Source organism: Pseudonocardia sp. T1-2H, assembly GCF_038039215.1.
GTDB lineage: Bacteria > Actinomycetota > Actinomycetes > Mycobacteriales > Pseudonocardiaceae > Pseudonocardia.
The window spans coordinates 1,337,423-1,354,965 of the sequence record NZ_JBBPCL010000001.1 but is presented as its reverse complement, the minus strand read 5'-3'; the positions used below and the strand labels follow the sequence as shown (position 1 = coordinate 1,354,965).

Annotated in this window: 12 protein-coding genes and 2 pseudogenes; 2 read left to right on the top strand and 12 right to left on the bottom strand. The window is 74.2% G+C overall.

From position 1 onward, the window contains the following. Positions 1-46: 46 nt before the first annotated feature. From WBK50_RS06775 to WBK50_RS06750, 6 genes and pseudogenes are all read right to left on the bottom strand, one after another. The gene (locus WBK50_RS06775) at positions 47-2,446 is read right to left on the bottom strand and encodes a [protein-PII] uridylyltransferase (RefSeq protein ID WP_341334760.1); all 2,400 of its coding nucleotides are present in this window, start codon (positions 2,444-2,446) and stop codon (positions 47-49) included. Between the two features lie 372 nt (positions 2,447-2,818). Then, complete coding sequence (locus WBK50_RS06770) at positions 2,819-3,157, bottom strand: P-II family nitrogen regulator (RefSeq protein WP_341334759.1); 339 nt, start codon at positions 3,155-3,157, stop codon at positions 2,819-2,821. 3 nt (positions 3,158-3,160) lie between these two features. Further along, a complete protein-coding gene (locus tag WBK50_RS06765; protein WP_341334758.1) occupies positions 3,161-4,513 on the bottom strand; it encodes an ammonium transporter in 1,353 nt (450 codons plus the stop codon). A 260-nt stretch (positions 4,514-4,773) separates the two neighbouring features. Continuing rightward, entirely contained in the window at positions 4,774-6,642 is a 1,869-nt protein-coding gene (gene ftsY / locus WBK50_RS06760; protein ID WP_341334757.1) for a signal recognition particle-docking protein FtsY, read from the bottom strand. A gap of 109 nt (positions 6,643-6,751) precedes the next feature. Further along, positions 6,752-10,335: pseudogene (gene smc / locus WBK50_RS06755) on the bottom strand (chromosome segregation protein SMC). A 152-nt stretch (positions 10,336-10,487) separates the two neighbouring features. Continuing rightward, positions 10,488-10,778 carry an acylphosphatase gene (locus tag WBK50_RS06750; protein WP_341334756.1) on the bottom strand — a complete coding sequence of 97 codons (291 nt, stop codon included), beginning with the start codon at positions 10,776-10,778 and terminating at the stop codon, positions 10,488-10,490. 200 nt (positions 10,779-10,978) lie between these two features. Between WBK50_RS06750 and WBK50_RS06745 the strand changes: the two genes are divergently transcribed. Next, complete coding sequence (locus tag WBK50_RS06745; RefSeq protein ID WP_341334755.1) at positions 10,979-12,010, top strand: magnesium and cobalt transport protein CorA; 1,032 nt, start codon at positions 10,979-10,981, stop codon at positions 12,008-12,010. On the opposite strand, the pseudogene mutM reads toward WBK50_RS06745, so the two are convergent. The 4 genes and pseudogenes from mutM to WBK50_RS06725 form a co-directional block, all read right to left on the bottom strand. After that, a pseudogene (gene mutM, locus WBK50_RS06740) lies at positions 11,988-12,872 on the bottom strand (bifunctional DNA-formamidopyrimidine glycosylase/DNA-(apurinic or apyrimidinic site) lyase); the annotation flags it as partial. The gene WBK50_RS06745 and the pseudogene mutM overlap by 23 nt on opposite strands. A gap of 21 nt (positions 12,873-12,893) precedes the next feature. Then, on the bottom strand, positions 12,894-13,652 hold the full coding sequence (gene rnc / locus WBK50_RS06735; protein WP_341334754.1) for a ribonuclease III: 759 nt from the start codon (positions 13,650-13,652) through the stop codon (positions 12,894-12,896). Between the two features lie 16 nt (positions 13,653-13,668). Further along, positions 13,669-13,851: a 50S ribosomal protein L32 gene (gene rpmF / locus WBK50_RS06730; protein ID WP_297499002.1), complete on the bottom strand. Its 183-nt coding sequence runs from the start codon at positions 13,849-13,851 to the stop codon at positions 13,669-13,671. A 96-nt stretch (positions 13,852-13,947) separates the two neighbouring features. Further along, positions 13,948-14,523, bottom strand: a complete 576-nt coding sequence (locus tag WBK50_RS06725) for a YceD family protein (protein WP_341334753.1) — start codon at positions 14,521-14,523, stop codon at positions 13,948-13,950. Here WBK50_RS06725 and WBK50_RS06720 point away from each other — a divergent pair. Next, positions 14,513-14,752: a hypothetical protein gene (locus WBK50_RS06720; protein WP_341334752.1), complete on the top strand. Its 240-nt coding sequence runs from the start codon at positions 14,513-14,515 to the stop codon at positions 14,750-14,752. The two genes, WBK50_RS06725 and WBK50_RS06720, sit on opposite strands and share 11 nt — an antisense overlap. A gap of 14 nt (positions 14,753-14,766) precedes the next feature. Here the strand turns inward: WBK50_RS06720 and WBK50_RS06715 are convergent, their stop codons facing one another. Both WBK50_RS06715 and WBK50_RS06710 read right to left on the bottom strand, forming a co-directional pair. Continuing rightward, positions 14,767-16,287, bottom strand: a complete 1,521-nt coding sequence (locus WBK50_RS06715; RefSeq protein WP_341334751.1) for a MinD/ParA family ATP-binding protein — start codon at positions 16,285-16,287, stop codon at positions 14,767-14,769. 120 nt (positions 16,288-16,407) lie between these two features. Then, the gene (locus WBK50_RS06710; protein WP_341334750.1) at positions 16,408-17,418 is read right to left on the bottom strand and encodes a MinD/ParA family ATP-binding protein; all 1,011 of its coding nucleotides are present in this window, start codon (positions 17,416-17,418) and stop codon (positions 16,408-16,410) included. Between the last annotated feature and the right edge of the window lie 125 nt (positions 17,419-17,543).

Sequence of the window (17,543 nt, the reverse complement as noted above, 5' to 3'; positions counted from 1 at the left end):
CGGACCCGCGGCTCAGGAGGGCGTCGTTGCCGCGCTCGCCCGTCCGCTACGTGGGCGTGTCCTTGCGGGTCCTCCCCGCCGGGACCTTGCCGGCCGGCTGGCGCGCGGCCGCCAGCACGGCCTGCTCGATCCTGCGCCGGGCCGCCCGGGCGACCCCGCCGTCCGTCCCCGCGCCCGCCAGGCCGAACGAGTCGACCACCGACGCCCCGAGCGTGGCGACCCGCGCCCAGCGCACCTCCACGTCACAGCTCTCGAGGGCGCCCGCGACGTGGTGCAGCAGGCCGATCCGGTCCGCCGCGCGGAGCTCCATGACGACGGCGCCGGTGGCCTCGTCGTCGAACCAGAGGATCCGCGGCGCGACGGTGCCCTCGACGGCCGGGGACGTCGGCGCGTAGTCCTTCTCCTTGCGGGCCAGCGCCTCGGCGAGCACGAGGGAGCCGTCGAGCACCCGGACGAGGTCCGCCCGGATCAACGCCTGGTCCGGGAGCCCGCCGAAGCGCGGGGACACCGCGAACCGGGCGATCGCGAGCGTGCCGGTGGTGCGGACCTCGGCCGCGTGCACCTCCAGCGAGTGCAGGGCCAGCACCCCGGCGGACGCGGACAGCGCCGCGGGGCCGCCCGGCACGCCGATGGTCACGGAGGCCAGGTCGTGGTCCTGCACGAGGCGGACGTGCGGTTTCCCGTCCTCGGCGACCGCCCGCGCAAGCTCCGGGTCGAGCTCGGGGTCCGGGCCCGGCTCGGGCAGGGACTCCCCCGCCATCAGCGCGCGGGTCCGGGCGGAGAGGTCGCGGATCAGCGCCCGCTTCCACGGGCTCCACACGGCGGGACCGGTGGCCAGCGAGTCCGCCTCGGCGAGCGCGTCGAGCAGGTCCAGCAGCACCACGTCGTTGCCGAGGGTCTCCGCGACCCGGCCGACGGTGGCCGGGTCGTCGAGATCGCGGCGGGTGGCGGTGTGCGGGAGCAGGAGGTGGTGGCGGACCATCCGGCCGAGCAGCACGACGTCCGCCTCGCCGAACCCGAGCCGGCGGCCCATCTGCACCGCCAGCGACTCGCCGACCTCGGAGTGGTCCCCGCCGCGGCCCTTGCCGATGTCGTGCAGCAGGGCCCCGACCAGCAGCAGGTCCGGGCGGGAGACGCGGGTCGTGAGCCGCGCGGCCTGCGCACACGCCTCGACGAGGTGCCGGTCCACCGTCCACACGTGCGCGCGGTCCCGCGGCGGCAGGTCCCGCACGGCACCCCACTCGGGGAACATCCGTCCCCAGAGGCCGGTGCGGTCCAGCGCCTCGATCACGTCGACCATGCCGCGCCCGGTGCCGAGCAGCGACAGCAGCTCGCCGAGCGCGGCCCGCGGCCACGGTTCCCGCAGCTCGGGGGCGGTCTCGGCGAGGCGGTGCAGGGTGCCGGCGGCCACCGGCAGACCGGTCCGGGCGGCCGTGGCGGCGACCCGCAGGACCAGCGCGGGATCCCGGTTGGCGGAGGCGTCCCGCGCCAGCGCCACCTCCCCCATGTGCTCGACGACCCCGGAGTCCAGCGGGCGGCGCACGGGCGCGCGGCGCAGCGCGGCCAGCCCGCGCCGCGGCAGCGCGGCCCGGGCGGACCGCAGGCCCACCTCGGCGGCGAACGCGACGGCGCGGGCGGCGCCCGACAGGGCGCGGGCGAGCTCGAACCGGTCCCCGATCTCGAGGACGGCGGCGATCTCGTCGGCGTCCTGGGCGCGCAGCACGTCCCGGGCGCGCCCGGCGAGCCGGTGCAGCTCCGTCCGCACGTCCAGCAGCAGGTCACGGGCCTCCGCGACCTCGCTGCCCGGCCGGTCCACGAGCTGGGCGGCGGCCAGCGCACCGATCAGCTGGACGTCCCGGAGGCCGCCGTGCCCGGACTTGAGATCCGGCTCGATGCGGTGCGCGACGTCACCGACCTTGGTCCAGCGGTCGTGCGCACCGTCGTCGATCTCGTCGAAGCGGCTCCGGATACCCGCCCGCCAGGCCTGCCGCACCGCGCCGCGGACCTTGTCCGACAGGGCGGGGTCCCCGGCGATGTGCCGGATCTCCAGCAGCCCGAATGCGGCCCGCAGGTCCGTCGCCGCGACCTGGACGGCCTGGCCGGGTGTACGGACCGAGTGGTCCAGCCCGATGCCGGCGTCCCAGAGCGGGTACCAGAGCTGTTCGGCGAGCCGGTCGACGTCCTTGCGCCCGTCGTGCAGCAGCACCAGGTCCAGGTCCGAGTAGGGGGCCAGCTCCCGGCGGCCCAGCGCCCCCACCGCGACCAGGGACGCCCGTTCGTTCACCCCGATCGCGGCGCACCGCGACGAGAGCCAGAAGTCGTGCAGGTCCACCAGGGCCGTCCGCAGCGCCTCCGGGCTCAGCCGTCGCCGGCCACCCGGGTGTTCCAGCAACACGGCCTTGGCCTTCACCAGATCCTCGGCCGATCCCGAGTTCACCGTCGTCACCGACTCGCTTTCACCTCCGTCGGCGTCCTCCGCCGGCAACCGGGCCGACGTCCACGCCGATCATCACCAGGCCCCCCGACCCTCCCGGCGGATCCCCGACGAACCCCGGGGCGCCGGCCTCCGCCACCCTCACAGGGCGTCGGAACCCCGCTCACCGGACCCGACCCGCTCGACCGTCTCGACCGACCACGGTGGCCTCCTCTTCGACGGGTACCTGCGGGAAATCACGAAGAACTCCGACGAACCGGACGAAACACGCCCGCTCGTCAGACGCCGGAGGCCCGCCGCACCGATCACTCGGCACGGCGGGCCCCGACGGTGAAGCGACAGAACCAGGGTCTGTCCAGCCGGCGTGGATCCGCAGGACGGGCCCTAGATCGCGTCGTTCCCGCGCTCGCCCGTGCGGACCCGGACGACGGTCTCGACCGGGGTCACCCAGACCTTGCCGTCACCGATCTTGCCGGTACGCGCGGCCTCGACGACGGCGTCGACCACCTTGTCCGCGAGGGCGTCGTCCGCGACGACCTCCACCCGGACCTTCGGGACGAAGTCCACGGAGTACTCGGCACCCCGGTAGACCTCGGTGTGGCCCTTCTGCCGGCCGTAGCCCTGGACCTCGGAGACGGTCATCCCGAGGACCCCGATCTGCTCGAGGGCGCCCTTGACGTCCTCCAGCACGAACGGCTTGACGATCGCCGTGATCAGCTTCATGGATCAGCCCTCCTTGCCGGCGGGCGCCGGCACGTGGGAGGCCGCCTGGGCGGTGGCCGCATCGGGGCGCGGGGTCCCGGCGACGCTCGCCAGGCCGCGGTGGCTCGAGAAGTCGTACGCGGTCTCCGCGTGCTCGGTCTCGTCGATACCGGTGTACTCGTCGTCCTCGTCGAGGCGGAGCCTGCCCTTGAAGATCACCTTCACGACGTAGGCGATGACGAAGGTCAGGATGCCCGAGTAGAGGAGGACCGCGGCCGCGCCGACGATCTGGCGCCAGAGCTGGTCGACACCGCCGCCGTAGAACAGGCCGGCCACACCGGCACCCGAGCCCGGGTCGGCGAGGAAGCCGACGAGCACGGTGCCCGCGATGCCGCCGACGAGGTGGACGCCGACGACGTCGAGCGAGTCGTCGTAGCCGAAGCGGAACTTCAGCCCGACCGCCAGGGCGCAGAGCACACCGGCGATGGCGCCGACCGCGATGGCGCCCAGCGGGGAGACCGAGGAACAGGACGGGGTGATCGCGACGAGGCCCGCGACGATGCCGGAGGCGGCTCCGAGGCTCGTGGGCTTGCCGTCACGGACACGCTCGACGACCAGCCAGGCGAGCATCGCGGCGCAGGTCGCGACGATGGTGTTGATGATCGCGTAGCCGGCGAGGCCGTTGGAGCCCACGGCCGAACCGCCGTTGAACCCGAACCAGCCGAACCACAGCAGGCCGGCACCGAGCATGACCAGCGTCAGGTTGTGCGGGCGCATGGGCTCGCGCGGCCAGCCGCGGCGCTTGCCGAGGACGATCGCGAGGGCCAGCGCCGCGACACCGGCGTTGATGTGGACCGCGGTACCACCCGCGAAGTCGATCGCCTTGAGGGTGTTGGCGATCCAGCCACCGGTCTCGGCGGTGACGCCGTCGAAGGCGAACACCCAGTGCGCGACCGGGAAGTACACGACCGTGGCCCAGATGCCGGCGAAGACCAGCCAGGCGCCGAACCTCATCCGGTCCGCGATCGCACCCGAGATCAGGGCGACGGTGATGATGGCGAACGTGGCCTGGAAGCCGACGAAGACCAGCGACGGGATGGTGCCCACCAGCGGGTAGGACTGCGCGGCGCCCGTGTAGGACCCGACGAAGAGCCCTTTCAGGCCCCAGTAGTCCGTGATGTTGCCGAGCAGTCCGCCGCCCACGTCGTTACCGAAGGCCAGCGAGTAGCCGTACAGCACCCAGAGGACGCCGACCAGGCCCATGGCACTCAGGCTCATCATCATCATGTTGAGCACGCTCTTGCTACGGACCATGCCGCCGTAGAAGAGCGCGAGGCCTGGTGTCATGAGCAGCACCAGCGCGGTACTGGCAAGCATCCAGGCGGTATCGCCGGTGTCAGCCACGGAACTCCCTCCCGTTCGTCGCCGCCGCCGAGCGGCAGATGCCCGGAATAATCGAAGCGCGATGTTTCGGGGAGGGTCGCTCGATGTTTCCGATCAGTGAACCTGCCGCCTCCACGGGTTACATCGGGATTACGCAATGCGGCGAACCGCGAGGGTGACCGTCATGTCACGCACCGTCGTCCGTGCATCACGGTTCGGCGACCGTCCACTGTGACCGTCGTCGCTCGTCCGGCTCAGGTCAGCAGGGCGTCGACGAAGGCTCCCGGCTCGAACGGAGCCAGGTCGTCCGGGCCCTCGCCCAGACCCACCAGCTTCACCGGCACCCCCAGCTCCCGCTGCACGCGGAAGACGATGCCGCCCTTGGCCGTTCCGTCCAGCTTCGTCAGCACGATGCCCGTGACCTTCACCACCTCGCCGAACACGCGGGCCTGGATCAGCCCGTTCTGGCCGGTGGTCGCGTCGAGGACGAGCAGCACCTCGTCGACCTCGGCCTGCTTCTCGACGACGCGTTTGATCTTGCCCAGCTCGTCCATCAACCCGGTCTTGGTGTGCAGCCGGCCGGCCGTGTCCAGCAGGACGGCGTCCACGCCGTCCGCAGTGCCGCGCTTGACGGCGTCGAACGCGACGGCTGCCGGGTCCGCGCCCTCGGCGCCGCGCACGACCTTGGCACCGGCCCGCTCGCCCCAGGTCTGCAGCTGCTCGGCGGCGGCCGCGCGGAACGTGTCCGCCGCGCCCAGGACCACGTGCCGGCCGTTCGCCACGAGGACCCGGGCCAGCTTGCCGGTGGTGGTGGTCTTGCCCGTCCCGTTGACGCCGACGACGAGCACCACGGCCGGGCGCCCGTCGTGCGGGAGCGCCGCGACGGACCGGTTCACGTCCGGTCCGAGCGCGCGGCCGAGCACGTCCCGGAGGAGCTGACGGGCCTGCTCCGGGGTGCGGACACCGCGGGCGGCGAGCTCGGTGCGCAGGGTCTCGACGAGCTCGGAGGTCATCTCGGGACCGAGGTCCGCCTGCAGAAGGGTCGCCTCCACGTCCTCCCAGGACTCCTCGTCGAGCTCGCCGGCGCCGAGGAGGCCCAGCAGGCTCTGCCCGAACCCGGAACGGGAGCGGGCGAGGCGCCCGCGCAGCCGCTCCAGGCGGCCGTCGGTGGGAGCGATCTCCTCCGTCGGGGCGGGCGGGGCCGCCGTGTCGGCCGCAGGGGCGGCAGGTGGCGCCGCGGGGGCGGCCGGCGCCGCGGGCGCGGGTGCCTCGCGCGGCGGGGCGACCGGGGTCTGCGGGGGCGCGGTGCGTTCCGGAGCGCGCACCGGAGGAGCCATCGGCGGAGGGGCGGTCGGCGGAGCGGTGTCCGCGACCGGGGCGGTGTCCCTCGGCGGGGCGGTCGGGGCCGGCGCGGCCCGGTCGATCGGCGGGGCCGTGGTGGTCGGCGGGGCCGTGTCCCTCGGCGGGGCCGTCTCGGTCGGCGGCGCGGTGGCCTCAGGTGCCGGAGCCGTGTCCTCGCGTGCGGGAGCCGTGTCCGTCGGCGGGGCGACCGGGATGACCGGCGGCGCGGTGGCCTCAGGTGCCGGAGCCGTGTCCTCGCGTGCGGGAGCCGTGTCCGTCGGCGGGGCGACCGGGATGACCGGCGGCGCCGCGGTCGGGGCCTGCTCCGCGACGGGGATCCCGGCGGGCGGGGTCCGCGCCTCGGTCGCCGTGCCCGTGGCGGACAGGCCCTCCGGCGGCGTCCGCACATCGTCCGCGGTGGCGGTGCTCTCCGGCGCGGTGGGGGTCGGCGGGGCGGTCTGCGCCGGGGTCGGCTGCTCGACCGGGGCCGTGGGCTGGGCCGCGGTCGGAGGTTCGACCGGGGCCGAAGGCCGGCCCGGGCGTACCGGGGCCTCCGGGGCCGGCGGGGCGGCGGTGCCCGAGGAGAAGTCGAACCCACCGCTCGCCTTGTAGCCCCCGCCCTTCGGCGGGGGCTTCAGCTCCGGGCCGCGCTGCGTCTTCAGCTCGTCCTGCTCGCGCAGGCTGATCCGCCGTCGCCGGCCGATCACCAGCCCCAGGACCAGAGCGATCAGCAGGACCGCCGCGACCACAGCCACGACGATCCACAAGGTCTGCGTCGTCACACGGGCAAGCCTGTCACAGCCGGGGTCGGTGCCTCGGTGCCGCACCACACGAACGGCGCGTTCGCTCACCAGGTCTGAACGAAAGTGCCGCTCGTGAAGATCATTGGGACTACGACGCCGCGCGGAGGCGCTGGGAGATCACCGTGGTGATGCCGTCGCCCCGCATCGAGACGCCGTAGAGCGCGTCCGCGACCTCCATCGTCGGCTTCTGGTGCGTGATGACGATGAGCTGGCTGGTGGCGCGCAGCTCCTCCAGCAGGCTGATCAACCGGCGGAGGTTGACGTCGTCGAGCGCCGCCTCGATCTCGTCGAGGATGTAGAAGGGCGAGGGCCTGGCCCGGAAGATCGCGACGAGCAGCGCCATCGCGGTCAGCGAGCGCTCGCCGCCGGAGAGCAGGGACAGCCGCTTGACCTTCTTGCCCGGCGGCCGCGCCTCCACCTCGATGCCGGTGGTGAGCATGTCGCTCGGGTCCGTCAGGACGAGCCGCCCCTCGCCGCCGGGGAACAGCGTGGCGAACACGGTCTCGAACTCGCGGGCGACGTCGAAGTACGCCGAGGTGAAGACCTCGAGGATCTTGTCGTCGACCTCCCGGACGACGGTCAGCAGGTCGCGGCGGGTGTTCTTCAGGTCCTCGAGCTGCGTGGACAGGAACGTGTAGCGCTCCTCCAGCGCGGCGAACTCCTCCAGCGCGAGCGGGTTGACCTTGCCGAGCAGCGCGATGTCCTTCTCGGCGCGCTTCGCCCGGCGCTCCTGGGTGGCCCGGTCGTACGGCACGGACATGGGCGCGACGACATCCTCGCCGCGCTCCTTCGCCGCCTCGTACTCGGCGATCTCTCCTGCGGGCGGCGGCACCGGCACGGACGGCCCGTACTCGGCGACCAGGTCGTCGATCCCGAGCCCGTGGTCCCCCAGGACCTTCTCGGTGAGCTGCTCGAGCCGCAGCCGGGACTCCGCGCGGGCGACCTCGTCCCGGTGGACGGTGTCGACCAGCTTGTCCAGCAGCGCCGACAGCCGGCCCGTCGACGCGCGGGCCTCGGCCAGGGCCGTCTCGCGTTCGGCCCGCGCCGCCGCGACCTCGTCCCGTTCCACCGCCGCGGACGCCAGTGAGACGTCCATCCGCTCCAGCGCGGCCCCACCCGCCCCGACGACGAGGGCGGCCACCGCCGCGCCGCGCTCCCGTTCGGCGCGGGCGGCCTCGGCCCGGGCCCTGGCCTGGCGTTCCGACGCGGCCTGGCGGCGCAACGAGTCCGCTCGCCCGGCGATCGCCCGCGCCCGCTCCTCGGCCGTGCGCAGCGCGAGCCGGCACTCGACCTCCTCGGACCGGGCCTCGGCCAGCCGGTCCGCGGCGGCGTCCCGCACCTCGGTGTCCGGCTCGTCCTCGAGCGGCTCGCCCTCGGCCAGGGAAAGCTGACGCTCGGCGGCCTCCAGGGCGAGCAGCGAGTCCGACCGGCGGGCCTCGACGGCGTCGCGGCGCTCCCGGAGCCGCACGGCCTCGGCCTCCGCCGAGCGCACGACCTGCTCCAGCCGCCCGAGCTGCGCGGACGCGGCCGTGCGCCGGGACTCCGCGGCGCGGCGCGCGGCGGTGGCGGCCTCGAGGTCCCCGGCCCGGGCGGCCTCCTCGGCGCGGGCGCCCTCCAGCGCGGGGCGCAGCCGGGCCAGCTCCTGCTCGTTCGTCTCGCGGGCCGCCAGCGCCTCGTCGACCGCGGCCTGGACGTCGAGGGCGCTGGAACCGCCCCCGGATCCGCCGCGGGCCCGCCCGGCGGCGAGCACGTCCCCGTCCCGGGTCACGGCGATCAGCGCGGGAGCGGCCTCGACGACGGCACGGGCGGCGTCCAGGTCGTCGACGATCACGACCCCGTCCAGCACCGCGGCCACCGCCGCTCCGAGCCCCTGCGGCGCCTTCACGGATTCCCGGGCCCAGGTCCCCGCGGGCGGGGCAGCGCGACCGGGACCGGGCAGCGCGACCGGGTCGCCCTTGCTCGCGGAGGTCCCCACCAGCAGCGACGCCGTCCCGGAGTCCGTGCGGCGGAGCGTGCGGAGGGTGTCGACGGCCGCCTCGGCCGAGGCCACCGCGACCCCCTCGGCGAGCTCGCCCAGGACCGCGGCGACCGCCGTCCGGGCGTCCGGCTCGACGGTGAGCAGCCCGGACACCGCGCCGAGGACGCCCTGGTGCTCCCCGGCCAGCAGCGCGCCGGAACCGTCCTTGCGGGCCAGGCCGACGGACAGCGCGTCCACCCGGGCCCGCCAGTGCGCGCGCTGCTGCTCGAGCTCCCGCTCCCGCGCAACCAGCTCCGCGACCCGGGCGCGGGCGCTCTCGTGCGCCTCCGCGGCCGTCTCGACCCGCTCGTCGAGGCCCTCGGACTCGTCTGTGCCGCCCGGCTCGGCGCGTGCGGTCTCCAGCTCGGCGACGGCCGCGGTCGTCCGGGCCTCGGCCTCGCCCAGCGCCTCGGAGAGCCGGTCGATCTCCTCGGCCGTGGCGGCCGCACCGCTGCGCAGCGCCTCGGCCTTGCCCGCGAGCGTCGCCAGTCCCGCCTTGCGATCCGCGATCGCCCGGACCGCCGCGAGGTGCGCGCGCTCGGCGGCCTGCAGCGTGCGCTCCTGCTCGGCGCGCTCCTCCAGGACCTCCGCGAGCCGCTGCCGGGCCTCGACGACCCCCTCGACGACTCCGCCTCCTGCTCCGCGACGAGCTCCGCCTCGGCGTCGAGCTCGTCGGGGTCCCGGCCCTGCGGCCGCTCGCCGTCGTCCCCCGCGAGGTGCCGGGCGCGTTCCTCGGCCAGCCGGACGGTTCCGCGCAGCCGCTCGGCCAGCGCGGAGAGCCTGTACCAGGTGTCCTGCGCGGCCTGCAGCCGTGGCGCGTCCGCGGCGAGGGCGTCCTCCAGGCCGGACTGCTGCTCGCGGGCGGCGTCCAACTGCTCGGCGACCTCCGCGCGGCGGGCGCGGGCACGCTGCTCGTCCGCCTCCTCGCGGGCGAGGGAGTCCCGTAGCGTGACGATGTCGTCCGCGGCGAGCCTGATCCGGGCGTCCCGCAGCTCGGACTGCACCTGCTGCGCTCTGCGTGCGATCTCCGCCTGCCGGCCCAGCGGCTTGAGCTGGCGGCGCAGCTCGCCGGTGAGGTCGGTGAGCCGGGTGAGGTTGGCCTGCATCGCGTCGAGCTTGCGGAGGGCCTTCTCCTTGCGCTTGCGGTGCTTGAGGACGCCTGCCGCCTCCTCGATGTAGGCGCGGCGGTCCTCGGGCTTGGACTGCAGCACGCCGTCGAGCCGGCCCTGCCCGACGATGACGTGCATCTCCCGGCCGATCCCGGAGTCGCTGAGCAGCTCCTGGACGTCGAGCAGGCGGCACGCGCTGCCGTTGATCTCGTACTCGCCGGCGCCGTCCCGGAACATCCGCCGGGTGATCGAGACCTCGGAGTAGTCGATCGGGAGGGCGCCGTCGGAGTTGTCGATGGTCAGGGTGACCTCGGCGCGACCCAGCGGCGCCCGGCCGGACGTGCCGGCGAAGATCACGTCCTCCATCTTGCCGCCGCGCAGCGCCTTCGCACCCTGCTCGCCGAGCACCCAGCTGATGGCGTCCACCACGTTGGACTTGCCGGAGCCGTTCGGCCCCACGACGCAGGTGATGCCCGGTTCCAGGCGGAGCGTCGTGGCCGAGGCGAAGGACTTGAAGCCCTTCAACGTCAGGCTCTTCAGGTGCACGGGGTGGGCTCTCCGGGAGGTCTCGGGGGTGAGGCGGAGCGTACCGGTCGCGGTAGGAACGCCCTGCTCCCCCGCGCCGGTGCTCGCGAGGTGGGCCCCGGGGCCGTCGATCCCTGCGCGCTCGCCCGCGACGCCCGGGCGATCCCCTCCGGTCAGGCTTCGCTGAAGGTCGTGAAGGTGTTCTTCGCGTCCGTCCACTGCTCGGCGACCCCGGTCACGGTGCCCGGGGTCGTGCCGCCCCTCAGTAGGGCCAGGAGCTCGTCGCACTGGGCGCGCGGACCCTCCGCGACGACGGCGACGCGGCCGTCGTCGAGGTTGCGGGCCTGGCCCACGAGGCCCAGCTCGAGGGCGCGGGAGCGGCTCCACCAGCGGAAGCCGACGCCCTGCACACTGCCCTCGACCCAGGCGGTGAGCCGTACGGAGGAAGACTGGTCGGTACTCATCGCGCCGCCACGGTACCGCGGTGATCCACCGCCGGGGCCTGCACGCGAGCCTCGTGCCTGCTCGCGTTCCTCGACCCTGCCGCGCCGGTCGGCGGGGGTCGCGGCGGTGGGACCGCTCGGACCCGCGCTCAGCGGGGCGCGGAGATATCCTCCGCGAAGGGTCCGCCCCCGGCGGCCTGGTGATCGTTCGGAGGTGCCCCGTGTCCGTCGTGGACAACGCCGTGTACGTCGACGGGCACCGCGCGCGCGAACCCGAGTCGTTGGACCAGACCGTCGAGACGCTGCGGGACTGTGGGCCCGGGCGGACCTTCTGCTGGATCGGGCTGCTGCGGCCGACGCCCGACGACGTCGCGGACGTCGCGAAGGAGTTCGGCCTGCACGCCCTCGCCGTGGAAGACACCGTGCACGCCCACCAGCGGCCGAAGATGGAACGCTACGGGGACACCGAGTTCGTCGTGCTGCGGCCCGCCCGCTACCTCGACGAGCAGGAGGAGATCGAGCTCGGCGAGGTGCACCTTTTCCTCGGCCCGGACTTCGTGATCACCGTCCGGCACGCCGAGGAACCGGACCTCGCGGTCGTCCGCCACCGCCTGGAGAAGGACCCGGATCTGCTCTCGCACGGGCCGATGGCGGTGCTCTACGCCGTGCTCGACCGGGTCGTCGACGACTACGGCCCGGTGATCGACGGCCTGCAGGACGACATCGACCAGATCGAGGTCCAGGTCTTCGAGGGCGATCCGAAGGTCTCCCGGCGCATCTACCAGCTCAGCCGCGAGGTCATCGACTTCCAGCGCGCCGTCGAGCCGCTGGCGGAGATCTTCACCGAGCTGCGGGACCGGTTCGGCAAGACCGGCTCGGCGCCGGACCTCGAGCTGCGCCGCCTGCTGCGCGACGTCCAGGACCACGCCACCCGCGTCCGCGAGCGCACCGAGGGCTTCCGGCAGCTGCTGACGAACATCCTGGCGGTCAACTCCACGCTCGTCGGGCAGCGGCAGAACGAGGAGATGACCCGGCTGACCGAGGCCGGCTACGTGCAGAACGAGCAGATGAAGCGGGTGTCGTCCTGGGCGGCGATCCTCTTCGCCCCCACGCTCGTCGCCGGGGTGTACGGGATGAACTTCACGCACATGCCGGAGTTGAACCTGTGGTTCGGCTACCCGATGGCGATCGGCCTGATGCTCCTGCTCGGACTGGTGCTGTACCTGATCTTCAAACGGCGCGGCTGGCTGTAGCGCGCGGCCTGGGCTGGCAGCGCGGGCAGCTGAAGGAGCTCCGGTTCATGAACGGGTCCCGGCGGATCGGGGTGCCGCAGCGGCGGCACCCCCGGTCCGCCTGTCCGTAGACGTTCAGCGAGCGGTCGAAGTAGCCCGACGCCCCGTTGACGTTGACGTACAGCGCGTCGAAGGAGGTCCCGCCCTGGCCCAGGGCCTCGTCCATGACCTCCGACGCCGCCGCCAGCACCGCGCGGCCCTGCGCGCGGGTGAGGGCGGCGGTGGGGCGGGCCCAATGCAGGCGTGCCCGCCAGAGGGCCTCGTCCGCGTAGATGTTCCCGATCCCGGAGACGACGGTCTGGTCCAGCAGGGCCCGCTTCACCTCGGTGCGCCGCCGGCGCATCGCGGCCACGGCCTCGTCCAGGGAGAAGGCGGGGTCCATCGGGTCCCGCGCGATGTGTGCGACCGGCTCGGGCAGCAGGCCTCCCCCGGCGCCCTCGACGAGCGGGTGGACCGACAGCCCGCCGAAGGTCCGCTGGTCCACGAAGCGCAGCTCGGGGCCGTCGTCGTCGAAGGAGACGCGGATCCGCAGGTGCTTCTCGTCGGCCCGACCAGGATCCGCGACGAGCATCTGCCCGCTCATGCCGAGGTGCGCCAGGAGCGCGTCGTCCCCGGGGCCGGCGGCATCGAGCTCCAGCCACAGGTACTTGCCGCGGCGACGGGCGGCGGTGATGGTGCGGTCCTTCAACCGGGACGTGAAGTCCTGGGCCCCGGCGACGTGGCGGCGGACGGCCCGGGGATGCGCGACTGTGACGGCCGCGATCCGGCGGTCCAGGACGTGGTCGGCGAGGCCGCGGCGGACGACCTCGACCTCGGGGAGCTGGGCACGGTACTGCTCGCGGACTCAGGAGCTGCGGGAGGTCGAGCTCGTCTCGCCGCCCACGCTCTTGTCACCACTGAGTGTCCGCCAGGCGAGAGCGGCGGCCTTCTGCTCGGCCTCCTTCTTGGTGCGCCCGTCCCCGGTGCCCAGCTCCCGCCCGCCGACGACGGCGGTGGCGGTGAACACCTTGAGGTGGTCCGGGCCCTCCTCGGCGATCCGGTACTCCGGCACGCCGAGGCTCTGCGAGGCCGTCAGCTCCTGGAGGCTGGTCTTCCAGTCCAGGCCGGCACCGAGCAGTGGGGCCGACTGCAGCAGGCCCTCGAAGAGGCGGTGCACGAGGGAGCGCGCGGTCTCGAGGCCGTGCTGCAGATACACCGCGCCGATCAGGGCCTCGGTGGCGTCGGCGAGGATGCTCGCCTTCTCCCGGCCGCCGGTGAGCTCCTCACCGCGGCCGAGATACAGGTAGGCACCGAGACCGAACTCGGAGAGCTCCACCGCCACGCTCGCCAGGGCGTGCATGTTGACGACGGAGGCGCGCAGCTTCGCGAGCTGTCCCTCCGGGAGGTCCGGGTGGTCCCGGTACAGACGTTCGGTGATGACCACCCCGAGCACGGAGTCCCCGAGGAACTCCAGGCGCTCGTTCGTGGGCAGGCCCCCGTGCTCGTAGGCGTACGAGCGGTGGGTGAGGGCAAGAGTCAGCAGCTCGGCGTCGAAGTCGACGCCGAGCGCCTCGAGCAGGGGCCCGCGGTCTTCGCGCGGCCCCGTGAAGGTCTTGTCCCCCACCCGGCTGACCTGTGGATCAGGCCGGGCTGGTGACCTGGCGGCCGTCGTACGTTCCGCAGACGGGGCAGGCCATGTGCGGAATCTTCATCTCGCGGCAGGCACGGTTCGAGCAGGCGACGAGGTTCGGCGCGCTGGCCTTCCACTGCGCCCGGCGAGAGCGCGTGTTGGACCGCGACATCCGGCGCTTGGGTACGGCCACGGCAGATCTCCTACGGTTGCTGAGAGGTCTTACGACATCATGTTCTGGTCTGGCTTCGGGCGCCGAGCCGACGAGCCCGTCTCTGACTACGGCCCGTCACTCGGAAGGGAGGTGCTCACGGAGAGCGGCCCACCGAGGATCCAGTGTCTCATGCCCGTGGTCCGGCCCGAGATCGGCCCGTCGTCCCCCGCATTCGGGGCACAGACCGGGGCAGTCGTCGCGGCACAGCGGGGCGAGCGGCAGGTCCACGACGAGCGCGTCCCGGACCGTCTGCTCGAGGTTCAGGTAATCGTCCACCAGGCGGGGGACCTCGTCGGGGTCGGTGGTCTCCTCGGTGATGCTGTCCGGGTAGGCGAACAGCTCCTCGACGCGCACCTCGACGTCCTCGGAGAGCGGGTCCAGGCAGCGCGAGCACTCGCCCTCGAGCCTCGCCGCGGCCGTCCCGGAGACGTAGACGCCCTCGCTGACGGACTCGAGCCGTAGGTCGAGGTCGATGTCGGAGCCCGCGGGAACCTCGAGCACGCCGACGAGCCCGATCGCCTCGTCTCCACCGGGGGCGGGGACGGACCGGGTGACGGGACGCATGATGCCGGGACGACGTCCCAGCTCACGGGTGCTGAAAGCCCACGGGCTCGCCTCGGGGCGGGGGGTGGGTGTGCGCTTGTTGCTCATAGCCGGTGCCACGATAGTCCTCCGTCCGGCTCAGCGGCCCGCGTACTCCTTCGCCGCGATCTCCGGGTCCGGCGACGGCCCCGCCGGGAGCAGCCGGACGAACGGCGCGGGGATCGTCGAGGCGTACCTGGCGCTGACCGCGCTCGACGTGCCGGTGCCGCCCGCCGAGGAGGCCGCGGACCTGCACCGGCCGGTACCGGAGATGCCCACCGCCCGCCTCGACACCTGACCGTCCGGACCGCGTCAGGGCAGGCCGGGCGCCGGCGTCGACGGAACCGCCCCGCGGGGCACGTAGCCGAAGCCGTCCGCGAGGTGCGCGGCCAACTCCAGGAACGCGTCCTGGGTGGCCGAGCGCAGCCGGCCGAGCTCGATCCGGCCTCCCGTGGCCAGGTGCGGGTCGTGCGGGATCTCGACGACCGCGCGACAGCGCGCCGCGAAGTGCTCGCGCACCCGGACCCGGTCGACCTCCTTGGACACGCGGTCGCAGCTCAGCACCACGACGGCGTTCGCGACCCGCGCGGCGTGCCCGTGCGCGATCAGCCAGTCCAGGGTCTTGCTGGCCCGGCTCGCCCCGTCGACCGTCGGCGCCCCGACCACCACCAGGCTGTCCGCGAGCGCGAGCGTGCCCTCCATCGCGGAGTGCACGAGGCCGGTCCCGGAGTCCGTGATCACGATGTTGTAGAAGCGGGTGAGGACGGCGCAGACGCGCTCGTACTCGTCCCGGTCGAAGGCCTCGCTCATCGCCGGGTCCTGCTCGGAGGCGAGGACCTGCAGCCGCCCCGCGAGGCTCGTGTAGCGCGCCACGTCGGTCAGCGAGTGGGTCGCCTCGATGTTGTCCAGCAGGCTGCGGACCGTCACGGAGGCCTCCCCGGTGAGCCGGTCGGCGAGGGTGCCGGCGTCCGGGTTGGCGTCGAGCGCGATCACCCGGTCCCCGCGGTTCTCGGCCAGGACGAGCCCGAGGCAGGCGGACACGGTGGTCTTGCCGACCCCGCCCTTGATGGAGCTGACCGCGATCTGGTGCGAGCCCGGGAGCGGGCGGCGGATCCGCCGCAGCTGCTCCTGCCGGCCGCGCTCGTCCGCGCCGACGCCCGGGTTGACGAGGCCGCCGGTCACCCGGAACACCGCGCCGCGCCAACCCTGGGTGGGCCGGTCCCCGCGGTTGCGGACGATCGCGTCCTCGGTGAGCTCGGCCGCCGTCGCGTCCGGACGGGCCTTGGGCCGGGCGGGCTGCGCCGGCCCGCGGCTCGGTCGCCGTCCCAGGTCCGACGGCCCGGGCACGGGTCCGGTGGCCTGCGGCAGCCGGGCCGCGGCCTGGCTCCGCGCCCCTGTGGGCGGGCCGGGCGGCCGGCGCGGCCCCTGCGGCGGCTCCACGGGGGCGGCCTCGGCTCCGCCCGGCTTCCCGGCCGCCGCATCCGGACCGACCGGGAGCGCGGGGTCCGTGGCCGCGGGCGGATCCGTCTCGGCGGGCTCGACCACCTCGGCGTCGAGGGGTTCCTCGCCCTGGTCCCCGTCGTGCTCGGCGTGCTCCGGCTCGAACTCGGCGTGCTCGGTGACCGGCTCCGGCGCGCCGGCCGGTCGCTTCTCCGCTTCGGCGGCGGCCTCGATCTCGTCGTCGTCCGGCGCCGGTGGGCGGGCCGACGTCGCGGACACCCGGCCCTCCGCGGACCGGGCACCGGCGACCCGGCCGTCGCCGCCGTCCGTCGTCCGCTCGGCCGGCCGGTCGTCCTGCTCGTGACGGTCGCTGCCGCTGTCCTGGCCGTTCACGGCCACCTCTCCCCTGGTCGACGACGTGCACGCGGCTCCGGCGGCCCGGCCGGTCACGGAGCGCGGTCGTCCGGTGACTATAACGAGAGACGATCATGTGCCCCCGTTCCCGAGTGCATGTCAGCCGTTCGGGAAGCCGTCCGCCACCACCGCGGCCAGCACCAGGAACGCGTCCCGCGTCGCCGGGCGCAGGCGGCCCGGGTCGATCCGGCCCCCCATCGCCAGGTGCGGGTCGTGCGGGAGCTCGACGACCGCGCGGCAGCGGGAGGCGAAGTGCGCGTGCACCCGCGCGCCGTCGACCTCCGCGCTGGCCCGGTCCTGGGACAGCACGACGACCGCCTGCGCGACCAGCTGCCCGTACCCGTGCGCGACCAGCCAGTCCAGGGTCTTGCTCGCCCGGCCCGCACCGTCGACCGTGGGCGCCCCGACGACGACGAGCGAGTCCGCCGACTCCAGCGTCCCTGCCATCGCCGAGTGCACCAGGCCGGTCCCGGAGTCCGTGAGGATCAGGCTGAGGAAACGGCCCAGCAGCGCGTCGACCCGCAAGTACTCCTCCCGGCTGAAGGCCTCGCCCGCCGCCGGGTCCTGCTCCGACGACAGCACGTGCAGCCGGCCGGCCAGGCTGGTGTAACGGGACAGCGCGGTCCACGAGTCGACGTGGGCGAGGTCGTTCAGCAGGTCCCGCACGGTCACCCCGGACTCCCCCGAGGTCCGGTCCGCGAGCGTGCCCGCGTCCGGGTTCGCGTCGAGCGCGAGGACCCGGTCCCCCCGGTGGTCCGCCATCGCCAGGCCGAGACCCGCGGTCACGGTGGTCTTGCCGATCCCACCCTTGATCGAGGTGATCGCGACGCGGTGCGGGCCATCGAGCGGAGTCCTGATGCGGGCGAGCCGGTCCTCCGCGACGAGCTGCGCCGGGCCCGGGCCGGGGTTGATCCGGCCCAGGCTGCCGGTGTGCACCAGCCGCCGCCAGCCCCGGTCCGGCGCGGGATCGCGGGGGCGCAGGAGGCTGTGCGGATCGAATCGATCAACCTCGGACGGCGACTCCGAGCCGGCCTCGGTGGGCCGTGGGTGCAGTCGGTGCCCGTACCTGTCCCACCAGGTCGTCGGATCCGGCTCGACACGACGCGCCATGTGCGTACGGTAACCCGCCGGGCGCTCCCGGTTGCCCCTCTTGATCGAATGGTGATCGAGCCGGCCGCGCGCGTGCTGCCTCGCTCCGAGGCGGGACCGCCGGACCACGGGGCATGGTGGGGCTG

Coding starts and splice junctions, on each gene's coding strand:
- WBK50_RS06710 (WP_341334750.1), bottom strand. CDS start 17,418: ATGGCGCGTCGTGTCGAGCCGGATCCGACGACCTGGTGGGACAGGTAC.
- WBK50_RS06765 (WP_341334758.1), bottom strand. CDS start 4,513: ATGCTTGCCAGTACCGCGCTGGTGCTGCTCATGACACCAGGCCTCGCG.
- WBK50_RS06725 (WP_341334753.1), bottom strand. CDS start 14,523: ATGAGCAACAAGCGCACACCCACCCCCCGCCCCGAGGCGAGCCCGTGG.
- WBK50_RS06770 (WP_341334759.1), bottom strand. CDS start 3,157: ATGAAGCTGATCACGGCGATCGTCAAGCCGTTCGTGCTGGAGGACGTC.
- WBK50_RS06750 (WP_341334756.1), bottom strand. CDS start 10,778: ATGAGTACCGACCAGTCTTCCTCCGTACGGCTCACCGCCTGGGTCGAG.